Here is a 16263-nt window from a genome sequence, read left to right as displayed (position 1 = left end):
CTGTCGCCCAGATTAAGCCGTCGGTGAAGGCCTGTGTGATGGCTGCAGCGACTATCACGTTCTGCCCCGCGCCAGCAAGGACAGCCCCTTACGATGGTTCTATGATCCGTTCCATCCTGACCATTTCCACGGGTACTTTGGCGTCGCGGCTGCTGGGTTTTGCCCGCGACGCAATGGTGGCTGCGCTGCTCGGCGCGGGTCCGATCGCGGATGCTTTTCTGGTCGCGTTTCAATTGGTCAATGTGATCCGGCGGCTGCTCACCGAGGGCGCACTGAACGCCGCGCTGGTCCCGGCCTGGCTGCGTATCCAGACAACGCAGGGCGCCATCGCAGCCGCGGCCTTTGCGGGTCGCGTGCTCGGCACCATCAGCGCAGCCCTGATCGTCGCAACGATCCTGATCGGCCTTGCGATGCCGGTCGTGATCGCATTGCTGGCTCCCGGTTTCGTCGCTCAGCCGACGCTGCAGCTCGCCGTCGACAATGCGCGCTTGATGCTGCCCTATCTGGCCTTCGCGGGCCCCGTCACTGTCATGATGGGACTTCTGAATGCGCAACAGCGCTTCGCATTGACCGCGTTTTCACCGCTGCTGTTCAACATTGCTCTGATCGCCGTGATGGCACTACTGCTGGTGTGGCGGCAGGAGCCAGACACTGCCGCTATGGCCATATCGGCCGCCGTTGGCATCGCCGGGCTGCTGCAGTTGCTGATGCTGATCTTGCGGCAGTCCAGCGGCAATCTTGCGACGCCCTTGCGATTGTCCCTCGACGGTGAGATGCGCGGCTTCTTCCGCAAGGCGCTGCCTGGCATGCTCGCGAGTTCCGCGCCACAGCTTCTCGTCGTCACCGGCGCCATCATCGCATCGACAACGCCGGCCGCGGTGTCGTGGCTGTATTTCGCGAACCGCCTGATCGAGCTTCCGCTCGGCATCGTCGGCACGGCCATGGGCATGGTGCTGATACCCGCATTGACGCGTGCCGTGCGATCAGACGATCACGCGGCGATCGCGCAGGCGGAATCGCGCGGGCTTGAACTCGCAGTCGGCCTTGCACTACCTGCAACACTTGGACTGATGGTGCTGAGCCATCTCATCGTGCAGTTTCTGTTTCAACATGGCGCGTTCAGTTCGACCGATACGATCTCCACGGCGAGTGCATTGATATGGCTTGCGTTGGGCTTGCCCGCTCATGTGCTTGTGAAAGCCTTGTCGCCCGCCTTTTTCGCCCGCGAGGACACGATGACACCGCTGCTGGCGACGCTCATCGGTCTGGTCGTCGCGATCATCTCCGCGCTGGTTCTGAATACGTCATTCGGTGCGAGCGGCATCGCCGCCGCGATCGCTCTGGCGGCATGGAGCAGTGCAATCTTCCTGACGGCCCGAAGCGCAGCAGCGTTCGGCTTCTCACTCGACCATGATGCAAGACGCCGGCTGCCGATCATTGTCGTGTCGTCGCTGGCCATGGGCGGGCTGCTGTGGCTGGCCGCGCAGCTCGCCTTGCCCTGGATCGCGCAAGCGCATGGCCTCGCCCGGCTGGCGCTACTCGCCCTGCTGATCGCTTGCGGACTTGCCATCTACGGAGCGATGCTCACCCTGACCGGCACCGTACGCTGGGCCGAGATCCGCGGTGCCCTCAAGCGATCGCCGGCGGCCGGCTAGGGCAGATTGGCAATGGACGCCGCCCGGCGCCTATGGCAAGTCACGCCCCTTGCCCGCATTCCACCACGGGCGCACAGGAACTTGGTTATGGCTTTTACCCAACGGGTCTTTTCGGGCGTCCAGCCGACGGGCAATCTGCACCTCGGCAACTATCTCGGCGCGATCGTGAATTTCGTCAAACTGCAGGAGACGCATAACTGCATCTACTGCGTGGTTGATATGCATGCCGTCACCGTACCGATCTCCGTCTGGGGCGGCCCGGATGAACTGCGTCGCAACACCCGCGAAGTGACTGCGGCCTTTATCGCCTCGGGCATCGATCCGAAGAAGCAAATCATCTTCAACCAGAGCCAGGTCTCCGGCCACGCCGAACTGGCCTGGATCTTCAACTGCGTCGCCCGCCTCGGCTGGTTGAATCGCATGACCCAGTTCAAGGAGAAGGCCGGCAAGGACCGCGAAAACGCGTCCGTGGGTCTCTACGACTATCCGGTGCTGATGGCCGCGGACATCCTGCTGTATCGCGCCACGCATGTGCCGGTCGGCGAGGACCAGAAGCAGCATCTCGAACTGTGCCGCGACATCTCGCAGAAGTTCAACAACGATTTCTCCGAGTCCATTGCCGCACAGGGCCACGAGGGCCCCTACTTCCCGATGCCGGAGCCTGTCATCACCGGCCCGGCGACGCGGGTGATGAGCCTGCGCGACGGTACCAAGAAGATGTCGAAGTCGGACGCGTCGGATAATTCGCGCATCAACCTCACCGACGATGCGGACACCATCGCGCAGAAGATCCGCAAGGCGAAGACCGATCCGGAACCGTTGCCGTCGGAAGAGAAGGGTCTGGAGCCGCGTCCGGAAGCCGACAATCTCGTCGGCATCTACGCTGCACTGTCCAACCGGTCGAAGGCTGACATTCTCACAGAATTCGGCGGCGCGCAGTTTTCGGGCTTCAAATCGAGCCTCGTCGATCTCGCTGTCGAAAAACTGTCACCTATCGCCGGCGAGATGAAGCGGCTGACGACATCCGATCTGACCTATGTCGATCAGGTTCTGGCCGATGGCGGTGAACGCGCCGGCGTTATTGCCGCCGAAACCATCAAGTCCGTGAAGGACATCATCGGCTTCATCCACAAGCGGTAATTTCGCTTTCATATTCCTTGTCTCTGCCACAATCGACGCGACGCAAGTGCTCCTTGCGTCGCGTCTTGTCGAACGCGGTTGCGCCGTGGCAGCATGCCGCGATTGCCAAGCCGCTCACATTCTGGCGCCTCAGACGCGCCACAGCATCGGGACATGCATGAGCACCCAACGACGAAGCTACGAGAGCGGCCACAAGCCGAAATGCCTTGTTGTCGTCGATGACAGCGAGGAGTGGGACCGCGCTGTGTACTATGCGAGCCGCTGGGCCGTCCGTGTCGGTGGCGGCGTGGTGATGCTGCGCATCATCGACACCGAAGACCGTAACCAGCAATGGCTGGGCGTAGCCGATGTCATGAAAGCGGAAGCCGAAGAAGGCGCCAATGCCGCACTGGACCGCGCGGCGGGCCGTGCCAACGGCATCGCCGCGATCACGCCGGAGCGGGTGATCCGCGAAGGCGACCCCACCGAGCAGATTCTCGACGTGATCGACAAGGACGTCGACATCGCCATGCTGGTGCTGGCCGCATCCGCCGGTGCGGAGGGCCCCGGTCCGATCGTCACCATGATGGCCAAGCTGGTCGGCTCGTTCCCGGTGCCGGTGACCATCGTATCCGGCGCCATGACCGACCTGGATATCGACGCGTTGTCCTAGGGCCAAACGTCGAACCTCATGGTGAGGAGGCGCCTCTTGGTGCCGTCTCGAACCATGATCGGGGGCACATCCTTCGAGACGCGGCCAGGAGGCCGCTCCTCTCGCCCGAACGCAACTGCGTTCAGGCTGGGATGAGGTCTGATCCAAGAATGAGACTTCAGCCCTATTTCATCCCTTGACCGTGCGTTTTCCGTCGCCATCTGCTAGGGGACACCCACGCGCCGGCCTTGAACCGGCGACGCAGGAGAGACCGATGTTCATCCAGACCGAAGCTACCCCCAATCCCGCCACCCTGAAGTTCATTCCTGGCCGCGACGTACTGGACAGCGGCACCATGGAATTTACCTCTCCGGAGGCCGCCACGCGCTCGCCGCTGGCCGAAAAGCTGTTCGCCGTGAAGGGCGTCACCAGCGTGTTCTACGGCTCCGATTTCGTCACCGTGACCAAGGATGACAGCGACTGGCAGCACCTCAAGCCGGCAATCCTCGGCGCCATTATGGAGCACTACATGTCCGGTGCGCCATTAATGGCCGACGGCAGCGTGAAGGGCGACGTGATCTCCGACGACGAAGCCGAATTCTTCAATGAGGCCGATGCCGAGACCGTCGATACCATCAAGGACCTGATCGAGACCCGCGTGCGCCCGGCCGTGGCCAATGACGGCGGCGACATCACCTTCCGCGGCTTCAAGGACGGCATCGTCTATCTCAACATGAAGGGTTCTTGCGCGGGCTGCCCGTCATCGACGGCAACCCTGCAGCACGGCATCCAGAACCTGCTGAAGCACTTCGTGCCGGAAGTGGTCGAAGTCCGTCCGATGTAAGGGTTGTCCCACAGGAACAACCGCAATCAATCGTTAGAACTCGTCATGGCCGGGCTTGTCCCGGCCATCTACGTTTTTACTGCAGCCAAGACGTAGATGCCCGCACACCTCGCGGAGCCGCGCCTCGCGCGTTGGCCGGATATGAGGCGTCTTATAACTACGAATGAACTACACTCAGCGGTCGCGCCGCTGGTCTCCGCCTCGCAAGCCGTGGTAGCGTCTCCTTTATGCTGATCCTTGCCATTGATACCGCCCTCGACGCCTGCGCCGCAGGCATCCTCGATACCCGCACCAGCAAGCTCATTGCGCATGAGTCCATTCCGATGAAGCGCGGTCATGCCGAGGCGCTGATGCCGTTGCTCGGGCGCGTCATGGCGGGCTCTGGTATCGCCTTCGCCGACCTCGACCGCATTGCCGTCACCACTGGCCCTGGCAGCTTCACCGGCCTGCGCGTCGGCCTGTCGGCGGCGCGCGGTATTGGCCTGGCAGCGAGCAAGCCGGTGGTCGGCATCACCACGCTGACGGCCTATGCAGCGCCCGTCGTCAGTGAGAACATGGACGCACCGGTCATTGCCGCCATCGACGCCCGGCATGACCATGTCTATTTCCAGGTCGTCAGTGGTAACGGCACCTCGCTGGTGCGGCCAGGCGTCATTCCCATCGAGGAGGCCCTTGAGGCCGCACAGTTCGGCGCACCGTATCTGGTCGGCAATGCCGCAGAGATCCTGGCGGCGCGCTGGCCGTCCGATGCGCCGACGCCGCTGCGCGTCGATATGCAACCTGCTCCCGAAATCTCATGGGTGGCATGGCTCGGTGCGGCTGTGAATCCGGAGACCGCACTGGCGCGTCCCTATTATCTGCGCGCGCCCGACGCGAAGCCGCAAAGCAGCCTGATGCAGCAGGCCGCATTAGCCGCATCATGATGCCGGCCTGGTGGTCGCGCCTGTTCGGACGCGGTGATGCTGTGGTCGAGCCCGCGACATTGCGCGACGCGCGACAACTCGCGCAGTTGCATGCGGCGTCCTTCCATCGCGGCTGGGGTGCCGGGGAGTTCGAACAGATGCTGCGCGAACAAAACACCCTCGTGCATCGGCTGAAACTGCGCGGCCACCTCATCGGTTTCGCCGTATCGCGAATCGCAGCCGACGAGGCCGAGATTCTGTCCATCGCCGTATCGCCCGCTTATCGCGGCCGCGGCCTGTCACGCGACCTGTTCCTTACCCATCTCGGCCATCTGGCCGGTCGCGGCGTCCGTACGGTTTTCCTCGAAGTTGAGGAAAACAATCAACCGGCGCGGCGACTCTATGACAGAACCGGCTTCGCAGTCGCGGGGCGCCGGGAGCGCTACTACAAGGAAGCGGATGGAGTGGAATTGAACGCGCTGGTGATGCGGCGCGACTTGTCCTGACGCCTGCGGAGTGGCAAAAGAAGCCACGATGGGACCCGGATCATGACTGCACTGAAATCATCTGCAATGAAGTCTGCTGGTATCGAGGCGCGCTGCGCCGCGACCGGCATGCGCATGACGGAACAGCGCCGCGTGATTGCGCGCGTTCTGGCGGAAGCCGACGATCATCCCGATGTCGAAGAACTGTATCGCCGCTGCGTTGCGGTGGATGACAAGATCTCGATCTCGACGGTATATCGCACAGTGAAGCTGTTCGAAGACGCCGGCATCATCGAGCGTCACGATTTTCGCGAAGGTCGCGCGCGTTACGAGACGATGCGCGACAGCCATCACGACCATCTGATCAACTTGCGTGACGGCACCGTCATCGAATTCACGTCTGAAGAAATCGAGAAATTGCAGGCTGAAGTCGCTGCGAAGCTCGGTTACAAGCTGGTCGACCACCGGCTGGAGCTGTACTGCGTGCCCCTCGATGAGGACAACAAGTCCTGAACGCCTGCCGCCGCTCCCTCCCCGGCGTTGCGGGGAACGAAGCGACGCGACAATCCAGTTCTTTGTTTCAGCAAGGAAAGTCCGGATTGCTTTGTCGCAAGTGCTCCTCGCAATGACGGAAGAGTTTTCGGTAAACTATGAGTTTCGATCTCGTCATCTTTGATTGTGACGGTGTGCTCGTCGACAGCGAGTCCCTCGCCTGCGTCGTCCACGCGGATGTGCTGACGCAATTCGGTTATCCCATCACCGCCGCTCAGGTGCATGAGCGTTTCCTCGGCCGGTCCGCGCGCGAAGCCCGCCGGGAAATCGAGACCGAGCTCGGCCGCGTTCTGCCCGATGACTATACCACGACGCTGAAAGCCACGATCGACGAGGTGTTTGGCGCGAAGTTGCAGCCGATCCCGCATATCGCCGAGACGCTCGCGATATTGTCACACCCGATTTGCGTGGCATCCTCGGGCACGCCGACGCGCATTCGCAGCAGCCTCACCACCACCGGGCTGCTCGACCGTTTCGATCCGCATCTGTTTTCAGCCCTGCAGGTCGAGCGCGGCAAGCCGCAGCCCGATCTCTTTCTGTTTGCTGCCGCGCAGATGAATGTCGTGCCGCAGCGCTGCGTGGTGATCGAGGACAGTATTCCCGGCGTTACGGCGGGCATCGCCGCCGGCATGACCGTGTTCGGCTATCACGGCGGCGGCCACTGCAGCCCGGCCACCGCAGCAGCCCTGACGGCCGCTGGCGCCCATCTCGTCTTCGACGATATGCGGCAGCTCCCGGGCCTCGTGACCTTGGGCGCACGGGCTGGCGAACCCGTCGGCCTGGCCTAAGCCATTGCAAGCACTTATATTTTGCAGAAACGCTGGATTTTCCGGGCATTAGTCTATAATTGAGCGCTGCGCAGCAAGCGCATTTTCCAGCCCATTCAGGTTCCCAAACCTTGCAGGTTCCATGACCGCGCCGCGTAAGCTGCATATCAAATCCTACGGCTGCCAGATGAACGTCTACGATGCCCAGCGCATGGTGGACACGCTGGCGCCGGAAGGCTTCGTCGAGACGGCCAGCGCCGACGACGCGGATCTGGTGATTCTCAACACCTGCCACATCCGCGAGAAGGCCTCCGAGAAGGTCTATTCGGAGCTCGGCAAGCTGCGCGTCGCCAAGGCCGATGCCGCGCAGGCCGGACGCACGATGAACGTGGTCGTCGCCGGCTGCGTTGCGCAGGCCGAGGGCAACGAGATCATTCGCCGCGCGCCGGTGGTCGATGTCGTGGTCGGGCCGCAGAGCTATCACAACCTGCCCGCGCTGCTGAAACAGGCGAAAGCCGGCGGCCGCGCGCTGGACACGGAATTTCCCGTCGAGGACAAGTTCAGCTTCCTGCCGCCGCCGAAGCCGGCAGCGATTCGCGCCCGTGGCATTTCCTCCTTCGTCACCGTGCAGGAAGGCTGCGACAAGTTCTGCACCTTCTGCGTGGTGCCCTACACCCGCGGCTCCGAGGTTTCACGCCCGGTCGCGAAAATCATCGACGACGTGCAGCGGCTTGCCGACAACGGCGTGCGCGAGATCACGCTGATCGGCCAGAACGTCAACGGCTATCATGGCGAGGGTCCCGACGGCCGCCCGTGGGCGCTGGGCACGCTGCTCTATCGCCTCGCCGAGATTTCCGGCATCGACCGGCTGCGCTATTCGACCAGCCATCCCCGCGACGTCGAGGATACGCTGATAGCAGCGCATCGCGATTTGCCGGAGCTGATGCCCTTCGTGCATCTCCCCGTGCAGTCGGGCTCGGACCGCATTCTGGCGGCCATGAACCGGAAACATACAGCCGAAGATTATCGCCGCGTCATCGACCGTTTTCGCGACGCGCGGCAAGACATTGCTTTTACTTCCGATTTCATCGTGGGCTTCCCGGGCGAGACCGAGGAAGATTTTGCGGCCACGCTCGCGCTCGTCACACAAATCGGATACGCTGGCGCATATTCGTTCAAGTATTCGCCGCGTCCGGGAACGCCGGCCGCGGATTTGCAGGAGACGGTGTCACAGGCTGACATGGACGAGCGATTGGTGAGGCTTCAGAACCTGATCGACAGCCAGCAATCGGCCTTCAACGCGGCCACGATTGGACGCACTGTGGATGTGCTGTTCGAACGCAAGGCGCGCAATCCCGGCCAGATCGTCGGCCGCACCGCTTACCTGCAGCCGACCCATGTGATGGCCTCTGACGACATCATCGGCCAGGTGCTTCCGGTCACGATTGAAAGCCTCGAGCGCTACAGCCTGCTCGGCTCGCTTGCGAGAGATCCGCTCACATCACCTCCAGTTGCTCATTCTCCAGTACCACCAGTGTTGCAGCCAGTCCGTTCTCACACCGTCACGGGAGCTTGAATTCTTGGCCAAAAGCGCATCGGATTCGTCTACGCTCGCTGTTCGCAAACTCGATACTCCACCGCAGGCCGAGACGCAGGTCGTCATCGACTTTGATGACAACCGGGCGGCCTCCTCGCTGGTCGGCCCCTACGGGCAGAACCTCGCGATCATCGAACGCCGACTGAATGTCGTCGTCGACTCCCGTGGCAACCACATCACCCTCACCGGCACCCGCGACGCCTGCGATGCAGCCCGGCGTGTGCTCGAAACACTCTATGCGCAAGCCGTGCAGGGCCAGGATCTTGCCCCCGGCGATGTCGAGGGCACGATCCGCGCTACGCTGGCACAAGGCACGCTGTTCCCGTTCGACCCCAAGGGCTCGAAGACGGCGGCCTCGAATTTCGACACCATCAATCTGCGCAAGCGTCCGGTGCGTGCCCGCACCGCGACGCAGGATGCCTATATTCGCGCACTGAGAAGCAACGAGTTGGTTTTCGGCATCGGGCCCGCCGGCACCGGCAAGACCTGGCTCGCGGTCGCTCAGGCCGCGATGCTTTTCGAACGCAAGGAAGTTGATCGCATCATCCTGTCGCGCCCCGCAGTGGAAGCCGGCGAACGTCTCGGCTTTCTACCCGGCGACATGCGCGAGAAGGTGGATCCCTATCTGCGCCCGATCTACGACGCACTGTATGACCTGATGGACGGGCGCATTGTCGAGCGCGCGTTGCAGACCGGCGAAATCGAAATCGCACCGCTCGCATTCATGCGCGGCCGCACGCTGACCAATGCCGCGATCATCCTCGACGAAGCGCAGAACACCACATCGATGCAGATGAAGATGTTTCTTACGCGCCTCGGCGAAAACAGCCGCATGATCATCACCGGCGATCCCTCGCAGGTCGATTTGCCCAACGGCCAGACCTCGGGTCTTGCCGAGGCCGCGCGTCTGCTCGACGGCGTGCAGGGCATCTCGCAGGTGAAATTCACCGGCGAAGACGTGGTCCGCCATGAACTCGTGGCTCGCATCGTTGCTGCTTACGAAGGAACGCCGCAGAAGGCGGCTGCCGCCAAGACCTGATGACACACTCATACGCTGACGACGGAGCCGGGATCGGGTCCGTTCGCGAAAGAAGTTCGATACCGATGCCGACCTATTCATCTCCCGCGACAGAGGTTCTTGTTGTCGCCGATTGCTGGTCCGCGGAGGCCGATGCCGACGCCGTGATTCACCGCGCCATCGAAGCCGCCGCCGCCATGGTCGATACCGATACGGCCGACGCCGAACTCGCCATCATGCTCACCGACGACGCCGGCATTCGCACCCTGAACCAGAACTGGCGCGGCATCGACAAACCGACCAATGTCCTGTCATTCCCGGCGCTGCAGCCACCGGAAGGCGCAAACGAGCCCGACGACATGCCGCGCATGCTCGGCGACATTGCGATCGCCTACGAGACCACGCGCCGCGAGGCTGACGAGGAAGACAAGACTTTCGCCAACCATCTCAGCCATCTCGCCATTCACGGCTTCCTGCATCTGGTCGGCTACGACCATGAGAAGGACGATGAAGCCGAAGAGATGGAAGCGCTGGAACGCGAGATCCTGGCGACGCTGGGAATCCCGGACCCCTATGCAGATCAGGATCGGGTGACCTGAGATGCCGGACGGCGACACTAGAAGCGATCATTCAAAGACCTCAAGCAACCTGCCTGCGGTGGTTCACGACGGCGAGGTCATGCGCCCGACGTCGGAGACCTGGCTGACCCGCGCGATCCGCTCGCTGTTCGGCTGGAAGCCAGGCTCCGTGCGCGCCGACCTGCAAGTCGTGCTCGACGCCTCCGCGCCGGACGAGACCGGCTTCTCCGCCATCGAGCGCACGATGTTGCGCAACATTCTCGGCCTCAACGAGCGCCGCATCGCCGATGTTATGATACATCGTGCCGATATCGTCGCGGTGAAGCAGGACATCTCGCTCGGCGAACTCATGGGCCTGTTCGAGAGCGCAGCCCATTCGCGCCTCGTCGTCTTCAACGAAACCCTCGACGATCCCGTCGGCATCGTCCACATCCGCGACCTGCTGGCCTACATGACCGCACGTGCACGCATCGAGGTGCCATCCAAGGCCAAGCGCAAGAAGGTGCTACCCGCAGGCCTCGACCTTCGCTCTGTCGATCTTGCGCAAACCGTCGTTGAGACCGGCATCATCCGCAAGCTGCTTTACGTGCCGCCATCGATGCGCGCTATCGATCTGCTCGCGCAGATGCAGGCGGCACGCATCCATCTGGCACTCGTCGTCGACGAATATGGCGGCACCGACGGCCTCGTTTCCATCGAGGACATCGTTGAGCAGATCGTCGGCGAGATCGATGACGAACATGACAGCGACGAACCGCCGTCCATCGTCAGGCAGGGCGATAGCTTCATCGCCGATGCACGCGCCAGCCTTGATGATGTGCGCGCCATGATCGGTGAGGAATTCGAGACCGGCGAGGACGGCGAGGAAGTCGAGACACTCGGCGGCTATCTCGTCACCCATGTCGGCCGCTTGCCCGTCCGCGGCGAAGTGATCTCCGGCCCCGGCAATTTCGAGATTGAAGTGCTCGATGCCGATCCGCGCCGCGTCAAACGACTGCGCGTCGGCCCCCGCAAGGAGCGGCCTGCGCCGCGCGCCCGCGAACCGCGACGCCGCGACGCACCGCCGGAGCCTGGCACGGCCCCGTCCAATGACAATCTGAATACGCCTCCGTCAGGCGACAGCGCGGGTACACCGTGACATCACGCAGCCTGCGCTCTGTCGCACTCAGCATCATTCTCGCATGGGGTTGGAAACGCGCAGGTATCGCCCTGCTGGCGGGCGCTGTGTCGTCGCTGGCGATGGCGCCGTTCAACGCGTGGCCGGTACTGTTTCTCACCTTCCCCGTCGTGGTCTGGCTGATCGACGGCGCTGCGGCCGGCAAGATGCGCGGCATTCCCGCCGCCGCCATAGCGGGCTGGTGGTTCGGCTTCGGCTATTTCGTGCCGGGTCTGTACTGGATCGGCTACGCCTTCCTCGTCGACGCACAGACCTTTGCATGGTTGCTGCCTGCCGCGATCGGCGGCCTCCCGGCCTATCTCGCGCTGTTTACCGCGATCGGTTTCGCGCTGGCCCGCCTGCTCTGGACCAAGGATGCCAGCCGCATCCTCGCGCTCGCCGCCAGCCTGACGATTGGCGAATGGCTGCGCGGCCATGTGCTGACGGGCTTTCCCTGGAATGCCTTCGGCTACGCACTCACCGAACCGCTCGCGCTGGCGCAGAGCGCATCGCTGATTGGCCTGTGGGGACTGACATTTGTCACCGTGGCGATCTTTGCATCGCCTGCGGTGCTGATCGACGCACGCGCGCGCACGCAGCGGCCGTGGCTGGCGCCAGCGCTTGCACTGGTGCTGCTCGTCGTGATGGGAGCCTATGGCACGGCCCGGCTGTCGCGCACACCGACGCAGTTCGTCGCCGATGTGAAGCTGCGCATCATGCAGCCGAACCTGTCGCAGGACACGCGCTTCAACTATTCCGCCAAGGCGGATGTCATGAGCAGATATCTTGCGCTGTCGGACCGCGCGACCGGTCCGCAGAATTCAGGCGTCGGCGCAGCCAATATCCTGATCTGGCCGGAATCGGCATTCCCGTTCTTCCTGTCCCGCGAACCCGATGCGATGGCGCAGATTGCCAACCTGCTGCCAAAGGGCACCGTGCTGGTCACCGGCGCCGTGCGCCCGCCCGATGCGCCGCTCGGCGTACGCATCACGCAGGCCTATAATTCGATCTATGTGATCGACCACGACGGCAGCATTCTTTCGACCTACGACAAACTTCATCTGGTGCCGTTCGGCGAGTATCTGCCGTTCCAGAGCTTCATGGAGAAGATCGGCTTCCAGCAATTGACCAAAGTCCATGGTGGCTTCATTCCCGGCACCCGTCGCAAGCCGATGGACATTCCGGGCGCGCCGCGCATGCTGCCGCTGATCTGCTACGAGGCGGTTTTCCCGGACGACATCACCACGCGTAACGATCGGCCGGGCTGGATCGTCAATCTCACCAATGATGGCTGGTTCGGGATTTCCACAGGCCCCTATCAGCACCTGCAGCAAAGCCGCGTCCGCGCCATCGAGGAAGGCCTGCCACTGGTTCGCGCTGCGAATACCGGAATTTCCGTCGTGGTCGACCCTGTCGGCCGGCTGATCGCGCGGCTCGATCTCGGTGTCGAAGGCGTGCTGGATTCGGGGTTGCCAGCGGCCATTTCGCCGACGGTCTACTCGAAAATCGGCGATATTCCGGCCGCGATGTTTGTCGCGCTGGCGATCATTTTCGCCGTTCGGCGGCGCACGCCACTAGCTTGATGCTTGAAGCATTTGATATAGTTTGCGAGCTAGCTTTCGCCGCCTACCGAACAACCCTCTCGATGTGATTGCTTTTTAAGCTAGCTTTGTAAGCTTTATTTCTCAAATACTGAGAATTTGAGCGTCGTGGCTTAAATTTTCCGCTTAGGAAAATTTGTGCGGTTGTTATAATCCCCAGGATACCTTTGGTTACAACCGAAGCCGCCCTAAATGACGGATTGCCACGCATGATCCGTCTCCCTTGATGTGATCCAGGAGTAATTGAGATGTCGACGAAAGCGCCCAATCCTGTTGACAAATATGTCGGCAGCCGTGTGCGCATGCGGCGCATTATGCTCGGCATGAGTCAGGAAAAGCTGGGCGAAGCCCTCGGTCTGACGTTTCAGCAAGTTCAGAAATACGAGAAGGGCACCAACCGCGTCGGCGCCAGCCGGCTGCAGCAGATTTCGGAAATCCTGCAGGTCCCCGTCTCGTTCCTGTTCGAAGGCGGCCCCGGCGCGATCCATAACGGCGAAGGCTTCGCTGAAGCGTCCTCGCCTGCCTATGTCTCCGACTTCCTCGCCACCTCCGAAGGCCTCGCTCTGACCCGCGCGTTCACGCGCATCACCGATGCCAAGCTCCGCCGCAGCATTGTCGACCTGGTCGAGCAGATCGCTTCGCGCGAAGCCCCGGATCAACGCTAGAATCACGGTATTTCAACGGAAATTCGTCGTCGCGCCTGATGGCGCCAATGGCGTTTCGGCTGTATCACTCGCGCGCGATGACCACAGCCAGTTCCAGCACCAATAATCACGACGCCCCCGCTGATGCGGGTGCGTCCACGCCTGCCGAGAGCGGCCATTACGCCGGCTCGTTCTTCGGGCGCCGCAAGGGCCACAAGCTGCGCGACCATCAGGCCGACCTGATGGCGACGCTGTTGCCGGCACTCACGGTCGACATCGCCCATCCGGCGCCAGACGATATCCGCACATTGTTCAGTACTGAAGTCGAGACCGTACGTCTGGAGATCGGCTTCGGCGGCGGCGAGCATCTGGTTGCTGAAGCGCTGGCGCATCCGCATATCGGCTTCATCGGCTGCGAGCCCTATATCAACGGCATGGCGAAGATTCTGACGCAGATCGAAGCGCAGAACATCGGCAATATTCGCCTCGTCGCCGGCGATGCCGCTGAACTTCTCACATGGGCGCCGGCGCAATCGCTGTCACGCATCGACCTGATCCATCCGGATCCGTGGCCGAAGAAGCGTCACTGGAAGCGCCGCTTCGTGCAGGATGCGACACTGGCTGCGATGGCGCGCGTGCTGAAACCGTCAGGCGAATTTCGTTTTGTGCATGACATTCCGGATTACGTCGCGTGGACGCTTTGGCATGTGTCACGGTCGCCGGATTTCGTCTGGACCGCAGAGCGCGCTGACGACTGGCGTTTGCCATGGCCGAACTACACCATGACGCGCTATGGCCGCAAAGCCACGCGTGAGGGCCGCATCGCGGCGTATTTGATTTTTCGAAAAAGCTAGAAGCCGCAGGTAGGGCGCGCTGCACTTTGCCCGTCCTATGAGGAGCCCTCCATCCGGCTACGGACGACGAAGACTCACAGCATGTTCGGAAGCACACGATCCGGCGGCTTGTGATTGTCGAGGAAGGCGCGGATGTTGATGATGACCTTCTCGCCCATCTCGACACGGCCTTCGATGGTCGCCGAACCCATATGCGGCAACAATACCACCTTGCCCGCGCGCGCGAGCCGCACCAGCTTCGGACTCACTGCGGGCTCATGTTCGAACACGTCGAGCGCGGCACCCGCGATGTCGCCGGACTCGATCAGCTTGATCATCGTCTCTTCGTCAATCACCTCGCCGCGCGCGGTATTGACGATATAGGCGTCCTTGCGGATCAGCTTGAGGCGGCGTGCTGACAACAGGTGGAACGTTGCCGGCGTATGCGGGCAGTTCACCGAGATGATGTCCATGCGCGCCAGCATCTGGTCGAGCGAATCCCAATAGGTCGCGCCGAGTTCTTCGGCGATCTTCGGCGCCACGGGTTTGCGGTTGTGATAGTGGATCTGCAGCCCGAAGGCGCGGGCGCGGCGCGCCACGGCCTGGCCGATGCGCCCCATGCCGATGATGCCGAGCCGCTTGCCGCCGAGCCGCTTGCCCAGCATCCAGGTCGGCGACCAGCCTTGCCAGTCCTTGCCCTCGGTGAGAATCGAGGCGCCCTCGATGAGCCGGCGCGGCACCGCGAGGATCATCGACATGGTCATGTCGGCGGTGTCCTCGGTGAGCACCTTCGGCGTGTTGGTGACGGTGATGCCGCGGGCGTGGGCGGCGACGACGTCGATATTGTCGACGCCGTTGCCGAAATTGGCGATCAGCTTGAGCTTGCAGTCGGGATGCTCGAGCAGTTCCTTGGTGATTTCGTCGGTGACGGTGGGCACCAGCACATCGGCGGTACGGGTCGCTTCGGCCAGTTGCTCCGGCGTCAGAGGTATGTCGTCGACATTGATGCGCGCGTCGAACAATTCGCGCATGCGGGTCTCGACGGAATCCGGCAGCTTGCGCGTGACGATGACGAGAGGCTTTTTCTTGACCGACATGTCCTGCTCACTCGCGCTTTGGCTAATCCGTTCAGTCCGCATTAACCCGGTTGTTCGAAACTGCCGCAGCCGCGAATTCACCGTTTCCTCGGGTTCCCCGACACCCTTTTAGGTGCCTTGGCCTTGGGTCCTCTCTAGCAGAAGACCAAGCCAAAACAAGAACCCAACAGGCGCGTGCGGCGCGGCGACAGTTGCGTTCTTTGGAATGGGTTGAGGTGGGGTTGATGGCGTTCCGGCGGTTTGCGTATGCGGTGTTGACGGCGGTTACCCTGATCGTTGCGGCCATTGATCCGGTTCTGGCCGCCAAGGACACGCCGCTGGGCGCCAGCGGGCTGCCGGTGCCGCGCTACGTCAGCCTCAAGTCGGATCACGTCAATGTCCGCGCCGGCCCCACCAAGGACAATGATGTCGCCTGGGTCTATACCCGCTCCGGCCTGCCGGTGGAGATCACCGCCGAATACGAGAACTGGCGCCGTGTGCGCGATTCCGAGGGCGCCGAGGGCTGGGTCTATCATTCGCTGCTGTCCGGCCGCCGTACCGCGGTCGTGACCATGAAATCCAAGGACGAGCTCGCCTCAATTTATGACAATCCTGATGCCACCAGCGCCGTCGCAGCGCGGCTGCAGGCCGGCGTGGTGGCGCAGGTGAAGCGCTGCAACAATGGCTGGTGCCGGGTGATTGGCAACGGCTTCGACGGCTGGATCGAACAGCAGCGGCTATGGGGCGTCTATGCCGACGAGAAGGTGAACTGAGCGCATCCCGC

The 16263-nt window shown here is 62.5% G+C and carries 17 protein-coding genes; 16 read left to right on the top strand and 1 reads right to left on the bottom strand.

The features are described from left to right. Positions 1 to 101: 101 nt before the first annotated feature. The 15 genes from murJ (at position 102) to AC1RLZ_RS09615 (ending at position 14424) form a co-directional block, all read left to right on the top strand. Positions 102 to 1655, top strand: coding sequence for a murein biosynthesis integral membrane protein MurJ (gene murJ, locus AC1RLZ_RS09685; RefSeq protein ID WP_493188471.1), 1554 nt, complete (start codon positions 102 to 104; stop codon positions 1653 to 1655). A gap of 87 nt (positions 1656 to 1742) precedes the next feature. Beyond that, complete coding sequence (trpS, locus tag AC1RLZ_RS09680; RefSeq protein ID WP_371420388.1) at positions 1743 to 2795, top strand: tryptophan--tRNA ligase; 1053 nt, start codon at positions 1743 to 1745, stop codon at positions 2793 to 2795. 157 nt (positions 2796 to 2952) lie between these two features. Beyond that, complete coding sequence (locus tag AC1RLZ_RS09675; protein WP_371420389.1) at positions 2953 to 3447, top strand: universal stress protein; 495 nt, start codon at positions 2953 to 2955, stop codon at positions 3445 to 3447. Positions 3448 to 3700: 253 nt separating this feature from the next. Further along, on the top strand, positions 3701 to 4270 hold the full coding sequence (locus tag AC1RLZ_RS09670) for a NifU family protein (RefSeq protein WP_493188470.1): 570 nt from the start codon (positions 3701 to 3703) through the stop codon (positions 4268 to 4270). 227 nt (positions 4271 to 4497) lie between these two features. Then, entirely contained in the window at positions 4498 to 5193 is a 696-nt protein-coding gene (gene tsaB, locus AC1RLZ_RS09665) for a tRNA (adenosine(37)-N6)-threonylcarbamoyltransferase complex dimerization subunit type 1 TsaB (protein WP_493188469.1), read from the top strand. After that, positions 5193 to 5678, top strand: a complete 486-nt coding sequence (gene rimI, locus AC1RLZ_RS09660; RefSeq protein ID WP_493188682.1) for a ribosomal protein S18-alanine N-acetyltransferase — start codon at positions 5193 to 5195, stop codon at positions 5676 to 5678. The genes tsaB and rimI overlap by 1 nt, the downstream gene beginning before the upstream one ends. A 42-nt stretch (positions 5679 to 5720) precedes the next feature. Beyond that, the gene (locus AC1RLZ_RS09655; RefSeq protein WP_371420392.1) at positions 5721 to 6170 is read left to right on the top strand and encodes a Fur family transcriptional regulator; all 450 of its coding nucleotides are present in this window, start codon (positions 5721 to 5723) and stop codon (positions 6168 to 6170) included. A 137-nt stretch (positions 6171 to 6307) separates the two neighbouring features. After that, complete coding sequence (locus tag AC1RLZ_RS09650) at positions 6308 to 6997, top strand: HAD family hydrolase (protein ID WP_493188468.1); 690 nt, start codon at positions 6308 to 6310, stop codon at positions 6995 to 6997. 121 nt (positions 6998 to 7118) lie between these two features. Next, positions 7119 to 8552 carry a tRNA (N6-isopentenyl adenosine(37)-C2)-methylthiotransferase MiaB gene (miaB, locus tag AC1RLZ_RS09645; protein ID WP_493188467.1) on the top strand — a complete coding sequence of 478 codons (1434 nt, stop codon included), beginning with the start codon at positions 7119 to 7121 and terminating at the stop codon, positions 8550 to 8552. Between the two features lie 4 nt (positions 8553 to 8556). Beyond that, entirely contained in the window at positions 8557 to 9612 is a 1056-nt protein-coding gene (locus AC1RLZ_RS09640; RefSeq protein ID WP_493188466.1) for a PhoH family protein, read from the top strand. A 65-nt stretch (positions 9613 to 9677) separates the two neighbouring features. Next, the gene (ybeY, locus tag AC1RLZ_RS09635) at positions 9678 to 10190 is read left to right on the top strand and encodes an rRNA maturation RNase YbeY (RefSeq protein WP_493188465.1); all 513 of its coding nucleotides are present in this window, start codon (positions 9678 to 9680) and stop codon (positions 10188 to 10190) included. Between the two features lies 1 nt (position 10191). Beyond that, on the top strand, positions 10192 to 11307 hold the full coding sequence (locus tag AC1RLZ_RS09630) for a hemolysin family protein (RefSeq protein ID WP_493188464.1): 1116 nt from the start codon (positions 10192 to 10194) through the stop codon (positions 11305 to 11307). Continuing rightward, complete coding sequence (gene lnt, locus AC1RLZ_RS09625) at positions 11304 to 12908, top strand: apolipoprotein N-acyltransferase (RefSeq protein ID WP_493188463.1); 1605 nt, start codon at positions 11304 to 11306, stop codon at positions 12906 to 12908. The genes AC1RLZ_RS09630 and lnt overlap by 4 nt, the downstream gene beginning before the upstream one ends. A 266-nt stretch (positions 12909 to 13174) precedes the next feature. Next, positions 13175 to 13591, top strand: a complete 417-nt coding sequence (locus tag AC1RLZ_RS09620; protein WP_068730045.1) for a helix-turn-helix domain-containing protein — start codon at positions 13175 to 13177, stop codon at positions 13589 to 13591. A 77-nt stretch (positions 13592 to 13668) separates the two neighbouring features. Continuing rightward, entirely contained in the window at positions 13669 to 14424 is a 756-nt protein-coding gene (locus tag AC1RLZ_RS09615; RefSeq protein WP_493188681.1) for a tRNA (guanine(46)-N(7))-methyltransferase TrmB, read from the top strand. Between the two features lie 74 nt (positions 14425 to 14498). On the opposite strand, the gene AC1RLZ_RS09610 is transcribed toward AC1RLZ_RS09615, so the two are convergent. Further along, on the bottom strand, positions 14499 to 15500 hold the full coding sequence (locus AC1RLZ_RS09610; RefSeq protein WP_493188462.1) for a 2-hydroxyacid dehydrogenase: 1002 nt from the start codon (positions 15498 to 15500) through the stop codon (positions 14499 to 14501). A gap of 224 nt (positions 15501 to 15724) precedes the next feature. On the opposite strand from AC1RLZ_RS09610, the gene AC1RLZ_RS09605 reads away from it, so the two are divergent. Beyond that, on the top strand, positions 15725 to 16252 hold the full coding sequence (locus AC1RLZ_RS09605) for an SH3 domain-containing protein (protein ID WP_371420400.1): 528 nt from the start codon (positions 15725 to 15727) through the stop codon (positions 16250 to 16252). The last annotated feature ends 11 nt before the right edge of the window (positions 16253 to 16263 follow it).

This window comes from Tardiphaga sp. GW822-FHT04G09 (genome assembly GCF_058800725.1).
Note: the sequence above shows the minus strand (reverse complement) of the source record. Positions and strands in the feature narration are given on the sequence as shown.